General features: G+C 58.0%; 17 protein-coding genes and 2 pseudogenes. 8 read left to right on the plus strand and 11 right to left on the minus strand.

Annotated elements, in window-relative coordinates; genetic code table 11:
* Positions 1-28: 28 nt before the first annotated feature.
* Both QSV46_RS23460 and QSV46_RS23465 read right to left on the minus strand, forming a co-directional pair.
* Positions 29-661, minus strand: a complete 633-nt coding sequence (locus QSV46_RS23460) for an acyl-homoserine-lactone synthase (RefSeq protein WP_314957261.1) — start codon at positions 659-661, stop codon at positions 29-31.
* A gap of 94 nt (positions 662-755) precedes the next feature.
* Positions 756-1,478, minus strand: coding sequence for a LuxR family transcriptional regulator (locus QSV46_RS23465; protein ID WP_314957263.1), 723 nt, complete (start codon positions 1,476-1,478; stop codon positions 756-758).
* 1,258 nt (positions 1,479-2,736) lie between these two features.
* Here QSV46_RS23465 and QSV46_RS23470 point away from each other — a divergent pair.
* The 5 genes and pseudogenes from QSV46_RS23470 (at position 2,737) to QSV46_RS23490 (ending at position 7,503) form a co-directional block, all read left to right on the plus strand.
* Positions 2,737-3,081, plus strand: a complete 345-nt coding sequence (locus tag QSV46_RS23470) for a hypothetical protein (protein ID WP_314957266.1) — start codon at positions 2,737-2,739, stop codon at positions 3,079-3,081.
* 480 nt (positions 3,082-3,561) lie between these two features.
* Positions 3,562-4,851 carry a TlpA disulfide reductase family protein gene (locus QSV46_RS23475; protein ID WP_409997199.1) on the plus strand — a complete coding sequence of 430 codons (1,290 nt, stop codon included), beginning with the start codon at positions 3,562-3,564 and terminating at the stop codon, positions 4,849-4,851.
* A gap of 458 nt (positions 4,852-5,309) precedes the next feature.
* Positions 5,310-6,605 carry a C4-dicarboxylate transporter DctA gene (gene dctA / locus QSV46_RS23480; protein ID WP_314957420.1) on the plus strand — a complete coding sequence of 432 codons (1,296 nt, stop codon included), beginning with the start codon at positions 5,310-5,312 and terminating at the stop codon, positions 6,603-6,605.
* Positions 6,606-7,287: 682 nt separating this feature from the next.
* Positions 7,288-7,412 (plus strand): annotated as a pseudogene (locus tag QSV46_RS23485) (P-type conjugative transfer ATPase TrbB); the annotation flags it as partial.
* 28 nt (positions 7,413-7,440) lie between these two features.
* Positions 7,441-7,503, plus strand: a complete 63-nt coding sequence (locus tag QSV46_RS23490) for a hypothetical protein (protein WP_314957423.1) — start codon at positions 7,441-7,443, stop codon at positions 7,501-7,503.
* A gap of 191 nt (positions 7,504-7,694) precedes the next feature.
* Here the strand turns inward: QSV46_RS23490 and QSV46_RS23495 are convergent, their stop codons facing one another.
* The 5 genes and pseudogenes from QSV46_RS23495 to QSV46_RS23510 all read right to left on the minus strand — a co-directional run bounded on the left by QSV46_RS23495 (position 7,695) and on the right by QSV46_RS23510 (position 9,762).
* Positions 7,695-7,910: a hypothetical protein gene (locus QSV46_RS23495; RefSeq protein WP_314957269.1), complete on the minus strand. Its 216-nt coding sequence runs from the start codon at positions 7,908-7,910 to the stop codon at positions 7,695-7,697.
* A gap of 210 nt (positions 7,911-8,120) precedes the next feature.
* Positions 8,121-8,321 carry a LysR family transcriptional regulator gene (locus tag QSV46_RS23500; RefSeq protein WP_314957272.1) on the minus strand — a complete coding sequence of 67 codons (201 nt, stop codon included), beginning with the start codon at positions 8,319-8,321 and terminating at the stop codon, positions 8,121-8,123.
* 64 nt (positions 8,322-8,385) lie between these two features.
* Positions 8,386-9,019 (minus strand): annotated as a pseudogene (locus QSV46_RS23505) (acyl-homoserine-lactone synthase).
* A gap of 92 nt (positions 9,020-9,111) precedes the next feature.
* On the minus strand, positions 9,112-9,342 hold the full coding sequence (locus tag QSV46_RS41440; RefSeq protein WP_409997200.1) for a helix-turn-helix domain-containing protein: 231 nt from the start codon (positions 9,340-9,342) through the stop codon (positions 9,112-9,114).
* 87 nt (positions 9,343-9,429) lie between these two features.
* Complete coding sequence (locus QSV46_RS23510; protein WP_314957275.1) at positions 9,430-9,762, minus strand: autoinducer binding domain-containing protein; 333 nt, start codon at positions 9,760-9,762, stop codon at positions 9,430-9,432.
* Positions 9,763-10,142: 380 nt separating this feature from the next.
* Between QSV46_RS23510 and ald the strand changes: the two genes are divergently transcribed.
* Positions 10,143-11,255 carry an alanine dehydrogenase gene (gene ald, locus QSV46_RS23515; RefSeq protein WP_314957277.1) on the plus strand — a complete coding sequence of 371 codons (1,113 nt, stop codon included), beginning with the start codon at positions 10,143-10,145 and terminating at the stop codon, positions 11,253-11,255.
* 307 nt (positions 11,256-11,562) lie between these two features.
* Here ald and QSV46_RS23520 read toward each other — a convergent pair whose 3' ends face one another.
* The 4 genes from QSV46_RS23520 to QSV46_RS23540 all read right to left on the minus strand — a co-directional run bounded on the left by QSV46_RS23520 (position 11,563) and on the right by QSV46_RS23540 (position 16,681).
* Positions 11,563-13,248: an MFS transporter gene (locus QSV46_RS23520; RefSeq protein WP_314957280.1), complete on the minus strand. Its 1,686-nt coding sequence runs from the start codon at positions 13,246-13,248 to the stop codon at positions 11,563-11,565.
* Positions 13,249-13,800: 552 nt separating this feature from the next.
* Positions 13,801-14,142 (minus strand): hypothetical protein, encoded by a 342-nt coding sequence (locus QSV46_RS23525; RefSeq protein ID WP_314957283.1) that lies wholly within the window; start codon positions 14,140-14,142, stop codon positions 13,801-13,803.
* 43 nt (positions 14,143-14,185) lie between these two features.
* Positions 14,186-15,199: an IS30 family transposase gene (locus QSV46_RS23530; protein WP_314957286.1), complete on the minus strand. Its 1,014-nt coding sequence runs from the start codon at positions 15,197-15,199 to the stop codon at positions 14,186-14,188.
* Positions 15,200-16,204: 1,005 nt separating this feature from the next.
* On the minus strand, positions 16,205-16,681 hold the full coding sequence (locus QSV46_RS23540) for an Lrp/AsnC family transcriptional regulator (RefSeq protein WP_314957289.1): 477 nt from the start codon (positions 16,679-16,681) through the stop codon (positions 16,205-16,207).
* Between the two features lie 188 nt (positions 16,682-16,869).
* Here QSV46_RS23540 and QSV46_RS23545 point away from each other — a divergent pair, with 188 nt between their 5' ends.
* Positions 16,870-18,348 (plus strand): NAD-dependent succinate-semialdehyde dehydrogenase, encoded by a 1,479-nt coding sequence (locus tag QSV46_RS23545; RefSeq protein WP_314957426.1) that lies wholly within the window; start codon positions 16,870-16,872, stop codon positions 18,346-18,348.
* Positions 18,349-18,358: 10 nt separating this feature from the next.
* On the plus strand, positions 18,359-19,744 hold the full coding sequence (locus tag QSV46_RS23550) for an aminotransferase (protein WP_314957292.1): 1,386 nt from the start codon (positions 18,359-18,361) through the stop codon (positions 19,742-19,744).
* Positions 19,745-20,042: the final 298 nt, after the last annotated feature.

Below are 20,042 nucleotides of genomic sequence, written 5' to 3' on the forward strand. Positions count from 1 at the left end.
TGCCCCGGATTGTCCTTGCTTCCAGATTCTAGGCGGCCGCTCGGACGACTGGAGCCCAGAGCACCGGACCTGAGATGTGTCCCGCTTTGCGGATGCGATGCAACACTTCGGGCGCGACCTCTAGGTATCCAGCAATGGCCGTGGTGTTGCCGAGAGGACGAGCTTTTCCGATTTTGCGGAGCGGCCAGCCCGCGCGCCGAAGAATGCGTTCCATCCGGGCGTCAGTGACGGTAACGATTTCGGTCAGTTGAAGCGAAAGGCCGAATTCAATCATGCCCGCAAACAGCTCGTAAGTAGCGGCAGCAAGTCCACCACTTGCCTTCGGCGCATCCGGAGGAACATCGAGCGCGAATCGACTGCTCTCCCAAATCCGGTTGCTTCGTGGCGCCGGCTGGCCGTCCAGAAGGATCGGGAAGGTGTCTCTCAGCATGGTTGGGCCGGTCGAAGGCAGAAGTCGGACGCAACCCTGAATACGTCCAGCGTTCGAGCGGTTCAGGAGGTGTACGGGTCGAAGGACATCGAACTCGTCGACTTCCATCTCGCCACTGATCTCGACGTTCCAGTCCAGGCGCTGTTTGAAAACGCGATACCGGAGCCGGTGCATCTCGGCGAGATCGTCGATGAATTCGCCGTAGTACCCCGGCATGATGAGCTGCATCATTCTTGCCTCCCTGCCTTGCTTCAGGCAAGCAAGCAGAGAACGCAGGAGAGCACATCCTGTGGAGTCGCACAGGTGCTTGCAGCTCGCGGTTGATCTATTTTCGAGATTTTGACTCGGTCAACAGCACGATCGCTTGACGAAGCGAGCTGACGCCAAGCTTCGCGCGCGCGTTATCCAGGTGATATCCCGCGGTTCGCTCTGAGATGCCGAGAATGATCCCAATCTCCCCAGCTGATTTGCCGCGCGCGGACCATTCGAGACACTGGTACTCGCGAGGAGACAGCACCACCCCACCGACCATGCGATCTATCGTCCAGAAGCGTTTTGCATGTGCATGAAAAAAGGTTGCGATTAACCGCAGGCTCTGGGCGTGCTCGATCAGCGATCGTTCGAAACCAGTTCGACGATCGTCGCTTGCAAAGCTCAGCGCGGCGATCGCGCCCTTGTCATCGTGGATAGGGAATGTAAATCCGCAGCGAATCCCAAATTTGGCGGCTTCTTCGAATAGAGCGCGTTCTGCCTCCGGCCGATTTCGCGCTTCGAATCCAAGTCCCCATCGAAAGGGCTTAGGCTGGCGCATTGCCCGACGTACCACCGGATCGACGGATTCGTAGCCGCGCTGCAGATAGATGGCGGTCCATGAGGGTGGATATGTCGAGATCAGATTGGGAGCACTGCCCGGCCTATGGGTAAAAGCGAGATATGCGAAGCACGACAGTTCGAGCGCAGCGGCGACCTCGGCCATGCTCTGCTGAGCTGCGTCTCGATGCGTGCTTTCGGTCAATTGCTCAGCAAATCGTTGAAAAACTCGATCCATCGTTGATGAACCCGCGGGTCTCCCTGGTAGGCGCTCCTTGCATTACCGGAACGAGCATCGCTGCGAATGGGGCAAAACAACGAAGAAGGCGATCGATTTCGTCTTCGATCAATCTTCATCGCGAGAGCCTGCATCGTTGGGCTGAGGCGTATCGCGTCAGCCGAGTTGCTCGCGCTCACGCTGTGATATCATTACCAAGTGCGCGAACTCCGTCGTCTGTTTGAAATCCTGCAAGAGGGCGCCGAAGACCGCCGGATTGCTGCGTCCTTTGCGTTCCAAGCTGCAGCTTTGTACGGCTCTTCCAATCTGGTCGTCGCGCCGCAACTCAGTTGGACGTGCAATTACCGATGGCAGGACGAATGATCTAAGAAACTACATCATCAATTGAGCAAGCACTCAGGCCGCCGGCGCTATTGTGCTTGGAAAGACAGTGACCACCGAGCTCGGCATGTCGCACCCCGGACCGACCACGAACCCGTTTGATGCGATTCGGACCCCAGGGGCTCATCTAGCGGTTCCGCGGCCGTGTCCCGCATGGTCCCTGCAGCGCTCCGAACACAGGTCGTTGGCTCAGTAACTGCGCGATCAAAGCCGACACGGGGCGCTTAATCGTGGGGAGCGGCAGGGTTTTAGCCAAAGCCACATAGGCATCCATGCCCGCGATCTCCAGGATATGTGGCAAGTTTCGGCCGAAGTCGCCAAGCGGTCGGGCGGCGAGCCCGTCGAGATCGGCTGAGGGCAGCCTAGAGCTCTAGTCACGCGCATCCGACCGGCCGAGAACCGATGCCAAGGAGACCGGCGGGTCGAACTCAGTTCGTGCCGGGCGACACAAACTGGAAGCGCGCAGACTATTGAATGTCTGGCTCATGGGCGCAAGTAGTGGAAGTCCGCCATACGCATCGGTCACTGTTTCTGAGTGCACTGGGCGCGGTGACGGCAACCGCACCAGCCGAGGCATTGCTAACTGGAAGGCTGGCGCGGTCTATTTGAGGTGCTTGCCGCATCCAGTGCCACCACAGCCGCCGTGATCTATTTTTCGAGAGCAACACGCAGCTACGAAGAGCCCTCGAGAGATAGTCAGCCTGAAGACCGTCCGTACGGATGCGGTTCTGGAGAATTACGCCGATTTCTTCAACATGCATCGGATCCGCATGGGCTCTGCAGTCCTTGTGGGCAGCGTCTTGGCTGAGCGATGTGGAAAAGTTAGATCGAACAAGCCTTGTCACACAATTGCTCGTCACGGCGGTAGCCCCTACCATTGGCAGCATTGGCAGCATTGGCAGCATTGGCAGCATTGGCAGCATTGGCAGCATTGCTGCTCGGTGCGGTCGCCGATTCGCTGCGCCGGCATGGCAAGAACATTGAAACGTTGCTCGCGATCATAGCTGCTGTGTTCATTGCAGCCGAACTCGCGGTGATCTTGCATCCACCTTTGCTATCGCTACCGTCATGGATCATTGTGGCGGTGGTGGGATCAGCAATCGCCCTCAGCTACGCGATCACCGGAGATTACCTTCCGGCCGAATTGATCGCTGGCGCAAACAGCCTGCTCAACGTTCTGCATTTCGGGTGGGCTTTCCTGGTCCAGTACGGACGGGGTTAATTCTCAAGCAATGGCAGGAAAGGACGGACACCACCCCTCAATCGCGTATCAGACGGCGTTCAGTATCAATGTGCTGCTGCTGCTGGCCGCCCTGGTCTGGTTCATCGCCCCTTGGCTCAAAGAGTCGAACTGGAAATGTCAGATCGCCCTCGAGCGCAAGTCGACGGACCAAAGCAGGTCAGGTTCACGTCGTGATCCCAAGCGCCGGAATGGTCATCCTGGAAACCGATCAGGATGTGGAGTGGTGAACTCGGCCTTGCGCTGCCTGGCTTCCCGCTCCGTCCGTCTACAGGTGCGTCAAGAACGTCCGGCCGACTGATTGGCCGAGATGCTCCGGACAGCTGGTCGGATATGCGACATGCGTCGCGAGGTCGACAGGAATGATACGAAAAATGCGTAATATCAATGAGCGCTGGGTGGCACGCGACTTGCTATTTTTCTCGGCAGAGTCGGGTAAAGCGAGTTCGAGCAAGGACCAGTATGACCGAGAGCGCAAGTCAAGTCGGTGCGGCAAATGTGCTGAGCGTCGGTTCGCGAGCCCCCTTGATCAAAGTTGAGGACTGGCTACGTGGCCATCCGGTTACAAAGTTCGAGCCTGCGAAAGTATACATCGTCGAATTTTTGGCAACGTGGTGCGGGACATGTATCGCCGCGATGGCAAATTTGGTGATCCTGCAAGACAAATACAGGAACAATGGAGTTGAGGTGGTGGGCATCGCGGCTCACGAACAAGCTTCGACGGCAGATGAAGCGCGAGCTAGCTTGGACGCCTGGTTGACAAAGAGCGTGCCGAATCTGAACTACGCTATCGCATTCGACTGCGCGGGCGAAATGAGCAAGCGTTGGATGGATCCCAGCTTTTCTGTCGGGATTCCCACGTCATACGTGGTCGACCGTGACGGCCGCTTGGCCTTTATCGGCCATCCGACGCAACTCGATAACGCGTTGCCCAAAGTTCTGAACGGCTCCTGGGCAGTGAGCGACGAAGCCAAAGCCCTGGATGCAGAGAGGATAAACACGGGCCGACGCAGAAAGTGCGAACTATCGCAGAAGCGAGCGCCGGTAGAGTCGATCTTTGCCAGATTAGAACTCGCCATGAAGAGTAAGGATTGGGCGGCAGCCCTTTCGGCGGTTGAGGAGGCACTCGCTGCGATGCCGGACGAGGTCACCTTCCGTGGGCTTCATGCGGAATTGTTGCTTCACAACATTCGTGACATGGGGGCCGGCCTGCCGGTATTGCGCCAATTGGTTCGCGACGCGATCGACAAGAAATCGGTGGTTTGGATGAGCGTGGCCATCCGCCAACTGTTCGACCCTGCGAAAGACTACTCCGGTTTCCCAGATGCAGAGCGCTTTGCCATGGGCAAGGACCTCGCCGAACACATCCTGGCGGCGAATCCGCCCCAAGGTAGCGAGGGCGCGAAGTTCCTGTCGTACGGGGCGGTCGCTCAGTACTATTACGAGACCGGTAAAAGCGATCGCGCGACCGAACTGGTCGAGTTGGCGCTGAAGTGGCTGGATGCAGCGCCTGCCTCGGATCGTGCGGAACGGGACGTCGTGAAGGGCTCTCTCCAGGCTTTGGCGAGCTACAGGAGTGAGAAGCTCTCATATGAGGAGTGCTGTTCAGCGGCGGAAAACACGGCTCCCGAAAGACCGGAACCGAGATCGCCAACGGAGGCAGCGTCAGCAATGCTGCTTGGCATGTCTTTTCGGCCTCGTGGTTTTGCGATCGAAATCGATGCCTATGGGAATGTCGGGGCATTCAAATGAATTGAGGGCAGGAGGAGCGAGCCGGTGAACGCAGGCGAGGCCGCACCACCACAAGTTCTTTATGGCGAATGTTTTCTTAAGATTCGTCGTGCTCCGGCGCGATAGCCGCGAGGGTGCCTGTCGAAGTGAAGAATGGTCGCCGGCTGCTAAGGTTGGCGTCCTAGAAGCTGTTGGATGGCATCTTCGTACAACCAAAAAAGATAGAAATGGGTGGTGACGCTGATGCTTTCCAGCTCTCAAGGAAGCTTTCTCAAGATTCTATCGCTTCTGTCAGAGGCGATTCAGAACTTCGTTTCCCCACGACGACCAGCCGATTCGGGACAGGCTCCAATCCGCGGCAATGGACGGGGCCATCTGGAGCGGTCAGAGTCCCCTGCGCCTCGCCTCGAAGGAACACAGAGCGAAGCTATACCTTCATTGAAACCCCTCTTTGGTACCATGGCGCCGGGTCGAGCATGATGGACATTCACCGCCAGCGCCGCTCTGTCAAAGCCGCCGCCCTGTTCCAGCCATCTGACCCCTGGTACAAAGTTCTTTACATCCAGGTACTCATCGCGATCCTGATTGGCATTCTCGTTGGCTGGTTGTGGCCTGCTGTGGGGACGAGTAGCTGGGTCAAAGCGCTTGGTGACGGTTTCATCAAGCTGATCAAGATGGTGATCGCACCGATCATCTTCTGCACTGTTGTGTCCGGAATTGCGCATGTTCAGGATGCACGAAAGGTCGGCCGAGTCGGCATCAAGGCGCTGCTTTACTTCGAGATTGTATCAACCTTCGCGCTCGTCCTGGGTCTGGTAATGGGCAATCTCGTTCAGGCCGGTCATGGGCTCGCTCCCAGGGCTGATGCCGCGGCGGTAGCCAACTACGTCAAGACGGCGGAAGGCCAGAAGGCCGTCGATTTCCTCCTCAATATCATTCCCGACAGCGTAGTTGGTGCCCTGGCCCGAGGCGACGTGCTACAGGTGCTGCTGTTTGCCATCCTATTCGGGTTCTCGCTGATGGCGCTTGGGGAGCGGGGTGAGCGGATGCGCGGCCTGGTTGACGATGCTGCACACGCGGTGTTTGGTGTCATTAGGATCGTAATGAAGGCAGCGCCAATCGGAGCGTTCGGCGCGATGGCCTACACCATCGGCGAATTCGGACCCTCCGCGCTCGGTAAACTCGTCGGATTAGTTGCGCTGTTCTATGTGACAGCCGGGCTCTTCGTGATCATTGTGCTTGGCCTGATCGCGCGCTTGGTCGGCTTTTCTATTTTAAAGTTCATCGTCTACATTAAGGATGAGCTGCTGATCGTGCTCGGAACGTCGTCGTCCGAAAGCGCGCTGCCGCAGTTGATGGAAAAACTCGAACGGCTGGGCTGTTCCAAGCCGGTGGTGGGCCTAGTGGTGCCGACCGGATACTCTTTCAATTTGGATGGGACCAACATTTACATGACGTTGGCGACCTTATTCATCGCACAGGCGCTCGGGGTGGATCTCAACTTCGGCCAGCAGCTCACCATTCTGGTTGTGGCGATGCTCACCTCGAAGGGCGCAAGCGGTGTTACTGGTGCTGGCTTCGTCACGTTGGCCGCAACGTTGACGGTGGTAAGTCCTGAGCTTGTGCCGGGCATTGCGATCGTATTCTCGATCGATAAGTTCATGAGCGAGGTGCGCGCGCTTACGAACATCATCGGAAACGGCATTGCCGCGGTGTTTGTATCCTGGTGGGAAGGCGAACTCGATCATGACTTACTACACGCGCAGCTCAAGTAGATGTGCGAGCTCAGCTCGGCCCGGCGACGGCCGATACCGTCGCCAACGTAATGCTGCGGGTCAGCAAAAGTCGCAGTTCAATCCTGTTCGGGAGCGCCAGCTAAAGGTGTTGAGATTTCCAGAACTCGCTGCAATCGCGGACTAGAAAGCACTCTTCTCCTGCATTTTGCGTTGGCAATTGTCGCGCAGTAGTCGGCCGGCCTGATTTGGAAGGAATGATCCTGCAGGGGGCGCGACACTCGGGGTGGTGTACCAGACCAGCCTTTCGGATTGGTGTTTGCGGCAGCCCGCCGGCTGGCGGGTACACTATCCCGGAGCTGAGATTCTTCAAAAAATGCGGGATCTCAATCGTGCCCACGTGGGCGAACGACAGTGCTTCAGGAGAAGCGACGGAGCCTGAGCAGAAACATCGCTACCGCGAGAGGCGTAAAAACAGTAAATGCTGGATCATTGGTCATTGCTGATTTCTCGCCTCGCCGTCGGCGGGTCGGCGCGTTGAGCCAGCTCTTTTCAAATGCTTCTTCTTCTACGCTAGGCTACGAAACGGCATATTCCTTTGTTGCGGTAATACGGGACCTGCCTTTTATTTGCCTCTAGATGGCGCCGAAGTAGCCTCAGCAGCGTGGGGCAATCGTGGCGATCCATTCCTTTTGATTCAGAAGCGAACTTGCGCGGAGCGCGTATGCTGCGTACCGCGCTGGCGCCCGCCATCGCAGGATATTCGGAAGATCCGGCAATCATCGAGGTGATGCTCAATCCAATGGGCGATTGGGGATCGACCGACCGTCGAGTGGGCTTACGGATACTGTTTATCGCACCCATGTTGGAGCGGTACATGGCCGCTGACAGGAGCTTCGGGAAGGCTCGGCGGGCGCTTCAGCGTCCGACTGGAGAGTGAGGAGCTCGCGGTAGATGAGGCCGGAATAGTTGATGCCCATCTCGGATTCTAGCACCAGGCTGATTCCTGTGTTCATGCTGATGAGGCCCTTGATCATGCCGCGGCTGACTTCATGGCGCTCGATTTTAGGACGATCTTCAGGCGACACGAGTCTGGAATTCAACAGGTTTTCCAAGTCCTTTCCGGGTTCGTCATGGCTCAGCAGCACCGTCTCGCCACGCCAGCCAGTAGATAGTGTCGCGCGCGGCGATGGGATGATCATGGGGTAAGGCGACCAGAACACGCTCGCTCCGTAACGATATCGTTTTGTTGTCGAGCAACGGCAGGTCCCCTGTGACGATCAGGACATCGAGAATGCCATTGCGATGTGTCGCTGCGAGGCGAGTCCGTGATCGCTCGGCTGTCACAAGTTCGATCTGCGGAACTGCCTGTTTGAACTCTAGGAGCGGGGCTTTCAGAGTGCCTGGCGAAGCGCAGTGCAGAAGCCGACACTCAGCCGACCTAGTTCGCTGTTTTGAACGGATCTCGCGGTTGCTATGACTGCGTAGAATTCCTCCGAAATACTCCTCGCCAGACGAAGAACGTCACAGCCGGCGCGGGTTGGACGCACACCTCCGCTATGCCGCTAAAAGGGCAACACCCAAGTGGTGTTCTATCTCGGCGATTCTCCGGCTAACATTCGACTGTTGCGACCTGAGTAACTCCGCGGCTCCACGAAAGCCGCCGCAATCGGCCGCAGTAACGGCCGATCTCAGATGTTTCAGTTCAAGCGCGTGGCCGGCCTGAAGAGAAGGTCTTGATCGAAGGAAATTGTGCATTTTTAATGCTCAATCGGAGATCCCGATAGGGAGCGATGCCGCAACTGATCTTACTTCGAAAGGCCTATGCGGCCGCTCGGATCACCGGCGCCCAAAGCACCGGGCCCGCGATCCGCCCCATCTTGCGGATGCGCTCCAAGGGATGTCGGTCGATATCTCCAGGTATCCTGCTATCGCTGCGGTGTTTCCCACAGGATGAGCTTTTCCGATCGGGCGGAGGGGCCAGCCCGCACGCCGAAGAACGCGCTCCGTCCGCGCATCGGTGACAGTGACGATTTCGGTCAATTCAATAGAAAGGCCGAACTCAATCATGCCAGTGAACAGCTCGTAAGCGGCGGCAGATAGTCCGCCACTCGCTTTCGGCGCATCCGGAGGATCATCCAGCGCGAATCGGCTACTCTCCCATATCTGACAACTTCGGGGCGCCGGCTGCCCGTCGAGAAGAATCGGAAAGATGTCCCTCAGCATGGGTGAGCCGGTCGATGGTAGAAGCCGGACCAACCCTGAACACGTCCGGCCAGAGAGCGGGTCAGTCGATGCACCGGTCGAACGACATCAAACTCGTCGACTTTCATGTCGCCGCTGATCTCGACGCTCCAGTCAAGGCGCTGCTTGAAAACGCGTTACCGCAGCCGGTGCATCTGGGCAACATCGTGAACGCACTCGCCGTAGTACTCGGCGGTGCTAAGCTGAATCATACCGGACTCCCTGCTTTGCTTGGGCAGATAAGCAATGGGGGCAACGCAAGCGCACCTGTGCAGTTGCACAGGTGTCTATAGCGGCCGGCGCTTTATTTTCGAGATTTTGATTCGGTTAGCAGCACGATGGAAGCGGCTGACCCCGAGCTTCGACGGGCGTTGTCCAGGTGAAATCCCGCCGTTCGCTCGGCTATACCGAGAATGATCCCGATCTCTGCGGCAGATTTACCGCGCGCGGACCATTCGAGACATTCGTACTCGCGAGGAGAGAGCACCACCCCCGACCATGCGATCAATCGTCCAAAACCGCTTCGCGTGTGCATGGAAAAACCACGCAATGAGCCGCAGGGTTTGGGTGTGCTCGATTAACGAGCGGTCGAAAGCCATCCGATGCTCGTCCGTCGCGAAGCTCAACGCGGCGATCGCGTCTGGCCATCGTGGATTGGGAATGTAATCCGCAGCGAATTGCAAATTTGGCGGCCTCTTCGAACAACGTGCGTTCTGAATCCGACCGATTTTACCTCGATTCCAAGGCCCCATCGAAACGGTTTAGGCTGGCGGATCGCCCGGCGTACCACCGGATGGACAGAGTCGTACCCACGCTGCAGATAAAGAGCGATCCAGGAAGATGGATACGCCGAGATTACGTTCGGGGCGTCGCCGGACCTGCTGGCTAAAGCAAGATATGCGAAACAAGACAATCTCAGCGCCGCGGTGACATCGGCCATACTGCTGAGCTTCATTTGGGTGTGAGCATTCGCTCAATCGCTCAGCAAACTTTGAAAAACCCGATCCATCGTTGACGAACCCGAGGGCCTCCCTGAAAGCGCTATTCGCAGCATTGAACCGAGCATCGCTGCGAATGAGGCAAAACAACGAAGAAGTCGGCGCATTCGAGCGGAGATCAATGTGGATTGCGAGTGCCTCTGACTAGCGGTGTGATTAGCCGAGATCCCGGCGGCCACTCTGGTATGCCTGGCGATCGAGCTGTCCCCGCGGCCATTGTTCGAAATCCTGCAAACGAGCCGAGAAGATTGCCGGATTACTGCGCTGTTTGGCGTTCCGGGTTGCAGGTTTGCACCGCTCTTCCGACTAAAAGAGCCGCTCACGAAGGAGATGGCAAATGAAGGTCGGTGTTCCCAAGGAAATCAAGACCCACGAATATCGCGTGGGCCTGACGCCCGGAGCCGTCCGCGAGTATGTCGCCGCCGGCCACAGTGTAGCGATCGAGACCAATGCAGGGGCTGGCATTGGCGCCACCGACGAAGACTATCGCAAAGCTGGTGCAATACTCCTGGGCTCCGCTAGCGAGGTATTCGGGTCAAGCGAGATGATCGTAAAGGTCAAGGAGCCCCAGCCTTCCGAATGGACCCAGCTTCGAGAGAATCAGATTCTGTTCACGTACTTGCACTTGGCGCCGGACGCTGAGCAGGCCAAGGGGCTTTTGAAATCCGGATGTACCGCAATCGCCTACGAAACGGTGACAGATGTATATGGCGGACTTCCACTACTTGCGCCGATGAGTGAGGTTGCAGGTAGGCTTTCGATTGAAGCAGCCGGTGCAGCCCTGAAGCGGTATGCAGGTGGTCGGGGGCTGTTGATCGGCGGTGTGCCGGGTGTGCAGCCGGCGCGCATCGTGGTGATCGGAGGCGGCGTTGTCGGTACCCATGCCGCCCGCATCGCCGTTGGTTTGGGAGCCGAGGTTACAATGCTTGACCGGTCGATTGCTCGCCTGCGCGTGCTGGATGAGCTGTTCGGTGGCAGGGTTCGTACCAGGTTTTCGACGATAGATGCTGTTGAGGAAGAGGTATTTGCCGCGGACGTCGTGGTCGGGGCGGTGCTCGTTCCTGGAGCGAGTGCGCCTAGGCTGGTTACTCGCAAGATGTTGAGCTCGATGCGAAAGGGGGCCGTCATCGTTGACGTTGCGATCGATCAGGGTGGATGCTTCGAGACATCTCGTCCGACGACACACGCCGAACCAACCTATGAGCTAGATGGAATAATTCATTACTGCGTCGCCAACATGCCCGGGGCTGTCCCGCTCACCTCCAGCCACGCTCTGAATAACGCTACACTGCCGTTTGGACTGGCTCTCGCCAACAAGGGATTTACAGCCGTCCTCGAGAACCAGCATCTGCGAGCGGGCCTCAACGTCTATCGTGGCCGGCTAACTTACAAGGCCGTCGCCGAAAGTCTTGGCCTGCCATACTCACCGATCGATCAGGCTGCGGCCTGATCCCCGAGGCCTCCCATGGGGGCATTTCCTCCCTGACTTGGCGGGCCACTCCTTCGGGGGTGGCCCCTTTTTCAGAACCATGTGCGATTCGGCAGGAGAAGTTGACTAGAGCCAGGAAGCGCAATCGAGCGCCTCGACCGGCTGAGAAAAAGCGCCGCCGTCGGCGGGGCGCTTCTGGTAAGTTCATCCTTTGCTCTTTTCAGCTACCGGGCCGCCTGGCTCCTGCGGGAGTTCGTGGTATGTGTCCCGAGCAGGTCGGAACTGGGCTGATGCCATCTCTGCAGCGGGGCCGACATCTTACCTGCAATTAGCTCAATACGCCGTGCTCGTGCTTGCTCTCTAAGTCCTTGGCCGCAGCGCGATCGGGCGCGTCTTCCTTCCAGCGTACGGATCCGAACGGGCGCTCGAGCATGCGCCGCACACGCACAGGCTCTGGACCGATGTGGAAGGCCGTTGCCCGCTGATCCAGCGCGCGCTCCGATTTAGTCGCGCGGTTGCGCTGGCGCAAATAGTCGAGCCACGTTGGACAGTGATAACGCTCTGTCCACAGTTCCGGATCTGCAATATCTCGGGCGATCGACCAGCCATAGGCTCCGTTACGCTGGCGGAAGAGTTGAATGTCTTGCATCAAATTATGGAAAGAGCGGGCGTTCTCCTGCCCGACCCGATATTCTATCTCTACGACGAGCGGTCCACTGCGTCCGCTCAGTGCCAGACGCACTTTCGGATCGTCGAGCATCTCTGGTTCTTCGCCCCGTGCGCTGACGCGTGGCATGGGCAGCCAAAACCCGAGCAGCGGAGAGACAGCCAGCAAAGCGGCCGCCAATAGGAGCGCAACATTTACTCCGGCGATGTCAGTCACATGGCCCCACGCCCAGCTTCCGACCGCGATCCCGCCGGAACTGGCCGCCTGGTAGGCCGCAAGCGCTCGCCCTGTCACCCAGCGCGGCGCTGACAATTGCACGCCAATGCTGAAAAGTACCCACGCCATCATCCATACCGCCCCAGCCAAAACCAGCGCGACGGCCGTCAGAAGTGGTTCGCGGCTTATCGCTACCGCCACAAGAGCACCGCCCATCGAAAGAGCGCAGGCCCGAATGGCGGCCTCCCCCGTCATACGCTTGCGTACCTCTGTGACGCTGAGCGCACCGATCACGGCGCCCAGACCGAAGGCACTGAGAATAATGCCATAGGTTTCGGCACCTCCGTGCAGGAGATCGCGGGCGACCAGCGGCATCAGAGCAATGATTGCGCCCCCGAACAAGCCCATGGCCATGGCGCGAATCAACACAATCTTAATCGATGGCGCATTCATGATGTAGCGAACGCCCGAAACGATAGCGCGATGGAGGCTTTCGGGTGGCACACGCGATGGCTCGGGGGCGCGCTTCCACAGAAATAGAGCAAACATCAATGGCAGATACAACAGGGCGTTAATAGCAAATGCGGCCACTATGCCGGCGGCTGCCACGACAATCCCTCCGAGCGCAGGTCCAACGCTTCGCGCGAGGTTGTAGCTGATGCCGTTTAATGCTATCGCCGCAGGCAAAGCGTCAGAGGGGACTTGCTCGCTTACGGAGGACTGCCAAGCGGGGTCCAATAGCGCCACAGCGGTACCTACCAGAAAGCACAGTGCCAGCAAGAGATTTGGCGTCACGAGATCGAGCCAGGCGAGCGTTGTCAACGCAGTCGCGCCCGTCAACGCGATCCCAAGCGAATATAGGATAATCCTGCGCCGGTCATACATGTCGGCAATCGCTCCGGCCGGCATCGAGATTAGCATAACCGGCAGCATCAGCGCAGTCTGTACAAGTGCCACCATGTCCGCTGACGATGTCATCTGCATCATCGCCCAAGCTGCGCCGACTCCCCGGATCAAAGCGCCAAGATTGGACAGCAAACTTGCGAGCCAAATACGACGGAAGGTGGCATGTCGGAATGGCGCGGTGATACCGTCGGCGTCGAACGTCCGGGGCTTGGGCATGTCCGTCATATCGTTTTTGGCTTACCTCCTAGGCGTCCAGACCAAAATGACTCACTAACTCCCAGCGTCCGGACGCCTGTGGTGAAGAGCGTTTTCAAACGCGTCTGCCCCGCGCACAGTCTAAATCGTCGATGCTGGCTTTTCGAGATGTACCGGGAATTGACTTATTCCTAGCGCGTGCGCGAAGCGCCGCTTCTCGGACCAGCGGGCCAAAAGGCGGCGATCCGCCGCGCCTTAGTATCTTGATAGAGGTAGAAGCGTCACTCAGTCGATCGGACGCGGGGGCTCGAATCGCCTGATTAGAATTCACCGCTGTGATATCTGACATAACTCGCTCACCGGCGATGATTCAGCAACTGATACCGGTCACGTACCGCGTCGATATTGAATGATGTCAGACGAGGTGGGGTTCTTCAGCCAACCCTCAGACGAACCTCCTGAGACCGGAGTCACCGCACATCGGCTCGTCTCGCCAGAGAGCAAAATTCGCGCGACCGAACGATAGAAGGTTCGTTGTCTCGGTCTTGTTTCGACGAATGGTCGGATAAGCACTTTCTCGCCTCAAATATCGACTGCAAAAGAGAATAAGCAGATGAAAGCGGCGATTGTGCGCGTTATGTGCAAGTAAGCGATGAAAAAGAGCGCGAACGCAGACTCGGCGAGTGAGGATGCGATCACTATTCGGCTGGCGGCACTCATTGGGACCACAACAGCCACGGTCATCCTCTTCACGTCGCCAGCATCGGGCGCACTGGAGCGGAGGACCCCGATGTCGCATCCGCGTGTCCTTGTGTCGGCCGTGCCAATAGAATGAGCGGAGCGGTCGACGAACACCAATTGCCCTTTGCTTCTCATCCCGAGAAAAAACTGGGGCGAGATTGCCAACGAAGCATTGAGCGCCATCGAGACATTTGTTCCCCGACCGAATAAAGCCGGCCCGGAGTTATCAGTGCCACTCGGACGCGAGGGTGGTGGATTCACACTCGAAGTGCAACAGTTGAGAGGAGAAGGCCTCTGCCGGGGTTCTGAAGTCAAGGCATTTGCGCGGGGTGTTGTTGTAGGCGGCAATGGACTGACGGAAGCGCTTGGTTGGGAGCTTTTCGAGGTCGGTCTTTCGGGGGATGAAGCGGCGCAAGCGGCCGATGGCGTTCTCGATGCCGCCCTTTTGCCACGGCGCGTGCGGGTCGCAGAAGAAGGTCTTCATCAAGAGGCTCTGCAAGGAAAGGTGAGCGGCGAACTCGGTGCCGTTGTCGAAGGTGACGGTACGGCGCAGTGCCTCCGGTACGGCTTTGAACAGGCGTACGAGATGGCCAGCGACACCGGCAGCGAACTTGCGTTCGATGGGAACGGCGAGCAGCAGGCGCGAGGTTCGCTCGTGGACGGCCAGGATGGCCTGCCGGTATTTGGAGAACATCATCAGATCGGCTTCCCAGTGGCCCGGGACTTTGCGATCGGCGACCTCGGCAGGCCGTTCTGCCAGCGAAACACGGCCTTCGATGAAGCTTGCGGGGCTCCCGCCTCGTTTGCCGCGGTGGCCTCGCTTGCTCTTGCCCCGAGGCAGATAGCGCCGCCAGGTGAAGTCCGTCGTGCGTGTGATCTGGGCGTAGATGAAGCGGTAGATGCTCTCGTAGGAGATCACCCTACGGCCACGTTCCCGGGCCAGCCTGCCTGCGACCTGTTCGGGTGACCAACCGCGGCTCAAGCCTGCCAAGACCTCGCGGCGCAAGCTGGCGTCCCGCTCGAGGCGAGAGCCCTTCCAGCGCCGCGCCCGGGTCTGCTGCTGAGCATAGCTTGGCTTGTAGCCGACTTGCCTGCCACGGTTCCGCCTCAGCTCCCGAGAGATCGTTGATGGCGGCCGATCCAAAGCTGCCGCGATTTGCCCGACCGAGCCGCCATTGGCCGAAAGGCGGGCAATCTCGCATCGATCGTCAAGGGAGAGCTGTTTGTAAGTCCGCCCCATGGCAACACCTCCAGATGGAAGTGTTGCACTTCGTTTGTGAACTCAGGGGGTAGATCAAAAATTAGCAACAAATCCGACGTGGTAAGATCGAAGGGATCGAGCGCAGTCAAAAGCTACCGCGCGCAAAAGGAGATCGGGCGAGCATTCAGCGGTACAGTACGGCGGTCATACAACTTCCAAACGCACCGACATCTTCATCATAGCGCAGGTCAACATTGCACCTTGGATCGAAATGCCAACATTTCGACAAAACGCTTACCAGCTCGATGCGCGGGAACGTGCAATAGCGCAGCGGAGCGATGATACCCTTGACGCCGAATTCTCCGCCTGGATGGCTTAGTCCATCGGTCCCTCGTTGCCTGCGACGATCGATCGTCGCGATTCTCGAAGCTTGATCTCTGACAATTGGGACAGCGATTTCAGCCCTGTTCCGACTACAGCGTGAAGGCATTGGGGTCGATGCCTGCATTTCCGAGCTAGTTCGCGCATTCTTCGGGGGGAATGCTGTCATGGGTTCATCGACGGCGGCGTAGACCGCATCGACAGTTCGGGCGGCGCTCCTCGGAGCAGATGTTTAAGCTTGGGAAGACCCGTTCAATCGGGGTGTTCTGGTTGGGCGAGTAGTTTGGCAGGAAAAACAGTTTGGCGTCGGCGGACCGCATGAGCTGGCGCCCGACTTTGCTTTTCGGCTGCCCAGAGTGTCCGTCACCACGATATCGCCGGGCCGAAGCGCCGGCAGAAGAAACTTCTCGATGCAAGTCCGAACGCCCGCGCCATCGAGTGATCCCTCCGTGAACCATAGCGCGTCAATCACAGAGCGGCCAGGAAGGTCGCAGGCGAACGTCAGCGAAGCGGCTCGCGGCTTTGATTTTTGTTCGAGCTCCAAACAATGATAGCCAAAAAGAGTGGTGGAACGAGAATCGAATTTGTCGCGTTCTATGCGAGTGAACCAAGAGAACTAGCGCAGATGTGGGTGATGGTCGAGAGGCACCAGAGCTTGTCCTGTCACTCCTCGTCGGGAATTTCTACAGGAATCGCAAAACCCGACTTCACGCGGTCTATCACCACCATCGTCTTAAACCCTTTGATATCCGAGTTCTCATAGAAGAAGCGGCGGGTGAACTGCTCGTAATCTTCCATCGTGCGCGCGGTGACGTATAGGACGAAATCGGCGTCGCCAGTGATGTAAAATCCATTGACGACTTCAGCCGAGCCTTTGATGGCCTTCTTGAACTTGTCGATGATGTCCGAGCGCTCGCGTTCTAAAGTCACCATAACCAGCATCTGTATGGGCCTTCCCACCGCTTTCGCCGAAACGATCGACACATCGGCCTCGATGACACCTTCCGAACGAAGTCTCTTCAGTCGTCGTTGACACGCGGTAGCAGAAAGACCAGCCATTTCGCCGATCACCTCTGAGGTCAGACGATTATTTTTTTGAACGATCTCAAGGATGCGGGCGTCCGTTCTGTCGTATTGCATTATCGCGGCTCCGGGTGAATTTCGTCGCAGAATGCCGCGGCGGTGCAGGAAACACAACGATCCCCGGCAAAATGCGATGCAAATCGGTTGGCAACATTAGTATCCTGAATGCTTGGTGGATTTCAACAAGCGACCGCGCAGGACTTTAACAGATGGCCTTTCAAGCTGCCCGGACCATTCATCCGGAGATGGTCGGGATCGCTGCAACATGCCTTCGGAGGCTGCGTCGCCGCGACTTTGTTGCGGGGGCCGCGCTCGTTGATGGTCGCTGGATTACGGGCAACCAAAGAGACGTCGTGATGGATCCCGCTACGGGCGAGGTTATTGCGGACGTTGCTCGTTGCAGTGCCGCGGACATGACGCTCGCAATTGACGCGGCTGAACGGGCCTTTCCGGCTTGGCGAAGCTTATTGCCGGCAAAGCGCGGAGCTGTTCTCAGAGGTTGGGCGTCATTGATGCGCGACCATTCAGAAGACCTTGCCACGTTGGTGGCAAGCGAGCAGGGCAAGCCGCTGGCGGAAGCGCGTTACGAGGTTGAGTACGGTGCTGCATTCCTCGAGTGGTTCGCCGCAGAAGGGGAGCGTGCATACGGAGAGACGATTCCGAGTCATAAGGTTGACAGTCTGCTTCAGGTGCGGATGCAGCCGATCGGGATCGCGGCAGCGGTAACTCCGTGGAACTTCCCCATCGCAATGATCACACGGAAGGCGGGCGCCGCTCTTGCGGCAGGCTGTACGATCATCGTGAAGCCGGCGCCGGAGACGCCGCTGTCCGCTATTGCCCTGGCCAGATTGGCGGAGGAGGCCGGCCTTCCCGTCGGCGTGTTTCAAACGCTAGTGGGCGAGCCCATCGAGCTATCAACGCCTCTGTTGCGCGACACCAGAATACGAGCCCTCTCGTTTACGGGATCTACCCAGGTCGGCCGCTTGCTTCTGGAGGGGGCGGCCCAGACCATCAAGAAAGTCTCGCTCGAGCTCGGAGGACATGCTCCCTTCCTGATCTTTGATGACGTCGACCTCGAGAAGGCCGTGAAAGGTGTGATGGCGGCGAAGTTCGCGACTTCGGGTCAAGACTGTCTCGCGGCAAATCGCATTTACGTACAAAGGGGTATCCACGATCCGTTCGTGGAAACGCTTAGCGCGGCAATGGCTAAGCTCAAGGTCGGTCACGGCTTGAATCCTGGTACCGATATCGGGCCAATGACGAAGCTTTCGGTGGCCGAGAAGTGCCGGGCGCAAATCGTCGATGCGGTCGTAAAGGGGGCGCAAGTCATCACCGCGAAGAAAGATGACAGTTTGGGCCCGAACTTCGTTCTTCCAACTCTGCTCACTCAAGTCACCGACGACATGCTCATCGCGCGTGAAGAAACGTTTGGGCCGGTAGCTGCGGTATTACCTTTCGACTCGGAAGAAGAGGTCATCACTCGAGCCAATTCGGGCGAAATGGGCTTGGCCGGGTACGTGTACACCGACAACCTGCGTCGAGCGCTCCGGCTCTCTGAGAGAATCGAGTGCGGCATGCTCGGTATCAACACTGCTTCCTTTACAGGTCCGCCCATTCCGTTCGGTGGATGGAAGCAGTCAGGACTGGGACGCGAAGGCTCTCGGCACGGTCTATCGGAATACATGGAACTGAAGTACGTGTGCTTCGGCGACTTGGCGGCTTAGGAGGAAATGAATGAACAAGATAAAGACTATCGCTGAACAAGATCGCTCGACTGTTCTCCATCCTTTCACTCAGCTCAAAGACTTCGCCACCGGCAAGATTGGTGATCCGACGATCATCACTGGAGGAAAAGGTATCCGCATCGAAGATGCGCAGGGACACAGTTATATCGACGGCTTTGCGGGACTCTACTGCGTAAATATCGGATACGGCCGGACCGAAGTGGCTGAAGCCATTGCGCGACAGGCTTACCAACTCGCCTACTACCATACGTATGCGGCGCACACCACCGAGGAGCTCGCCACTTTGTCGCACCGTCTCGTGCGAATGGCCCCCGGTAAGCCCAGCAAGGTATTCTACGGTCTGTCGGGATCGGATGCGAACGAAACCCAGGCGAAGCTTGTCTGGTATTACAACAACCTTCGTGGCCAGCCTAAGAAGAAAAAGATCATCTCACGCGAGCGGGGCTATCACGGTTGCTCAGTTATCTCTGGCTCAATGACCGGCATGTCGTTTTACCACGATCATATGGATCTTCCCTTTCCGGGTATTGTGCATACGGGCGCGCCGCACCACTACTGGGGAGCCGAGCCGGGCGAGACGGAAGAGTCGTTTTCTCGTCGGCGGGCGGCGGAGCTTGAAGAGCTAATCGTTAGGGAAGGTCCAGAAACGATCGGCGCGTTTATTGCCGAGCCCGTGCTTGGTACGGGAGGGATCACGCCCCCGCCCGCCGGGTACTGGCGCGAGGTTCAGGCCGTCCTTAGGCGCTATGATGTTCTTCTGATCGCAGATGAGGTTATTTGCGGTTTCGGTCGAACCGGCGCTGATTTCGGCAGCACGCTTTACGAGATGGAACCGGATCTGGTCACGGTCGCAAAAGGCCTGACGTCCGGCTACGTCCCGCTCTCGGCTGCCATTATTGGCGAGAAAGTATATGCCGTCATGGAGGAGGCGGCGGATCGGGTCGGAGCATTTTCTCACGGCTACACCTATTCCGGCCATCCGATTGCGGCGGCGGCTGCCAATGCGGTCCTTGATATCGTCGAGCGGGAGCGTCTCAGCGACCGCGCCAAGACCGTCGGCGCGCATTTCCAGAAGCGGCTCAAGGAAAAATTTGCACAGCTGGAGATCGTAGGCGAAGTTCGCGGTGTAGGCTTGCTCGGCGCGGTAGAGTTTGTTGCCGACCGTCAGACAAAGCGCCGATTTGATCCAGAACTCAAGGTGGGAGCGCGGATCTCCAAGGCTGCTCGCGATCGAGGGCTCATTGCACGAGCTATGCCACACGGAGACATCCTTGGATTTGCTCCTCCTCTGGTGGTATCTGAAGCTGAAATCGATGAGATCGTTGATCTGGCTTACAAGGCTACCAAGCAAGTGATGGATGAGCTCGCGAAGTAAGCCGGCTCGCAACTAGAAAATGTGCTCTTATGTGGAGCCTCGCTGTTTGTTCGTTCTTGGACAGGCAGGTCGGCCAGCGTCACATAGGCATGCGCGTTACGCCATCAGTGTTGTTCTTGCTGAGGCACTCGCGCGGTTCGCGTTCATGACGAAGCTCGTTCCCCTCGCTACCACATATCGGTAAGCTCTTAAACTCAGCCGGCGCCACTCGGCGAAAGCACCCTGCGAAAATATGCAGGTTATCGCTATCAGGCGCAGAATTTCGAGTTTGCCAAGGGCTAGATCGCGGAACTTCGAC

Source organism: Bradyrhizobium cosmicum, assembly GCF_032290525.1.
In the GTDB taxonomy this organism is placed as follows: Bacteria; Pseudomonadota; Alphaproteobacteria; order Rhizobiales; family Xanthobacteraceae; genus Bradyrhizobium; species Bradyrhizobium cosmicum_A.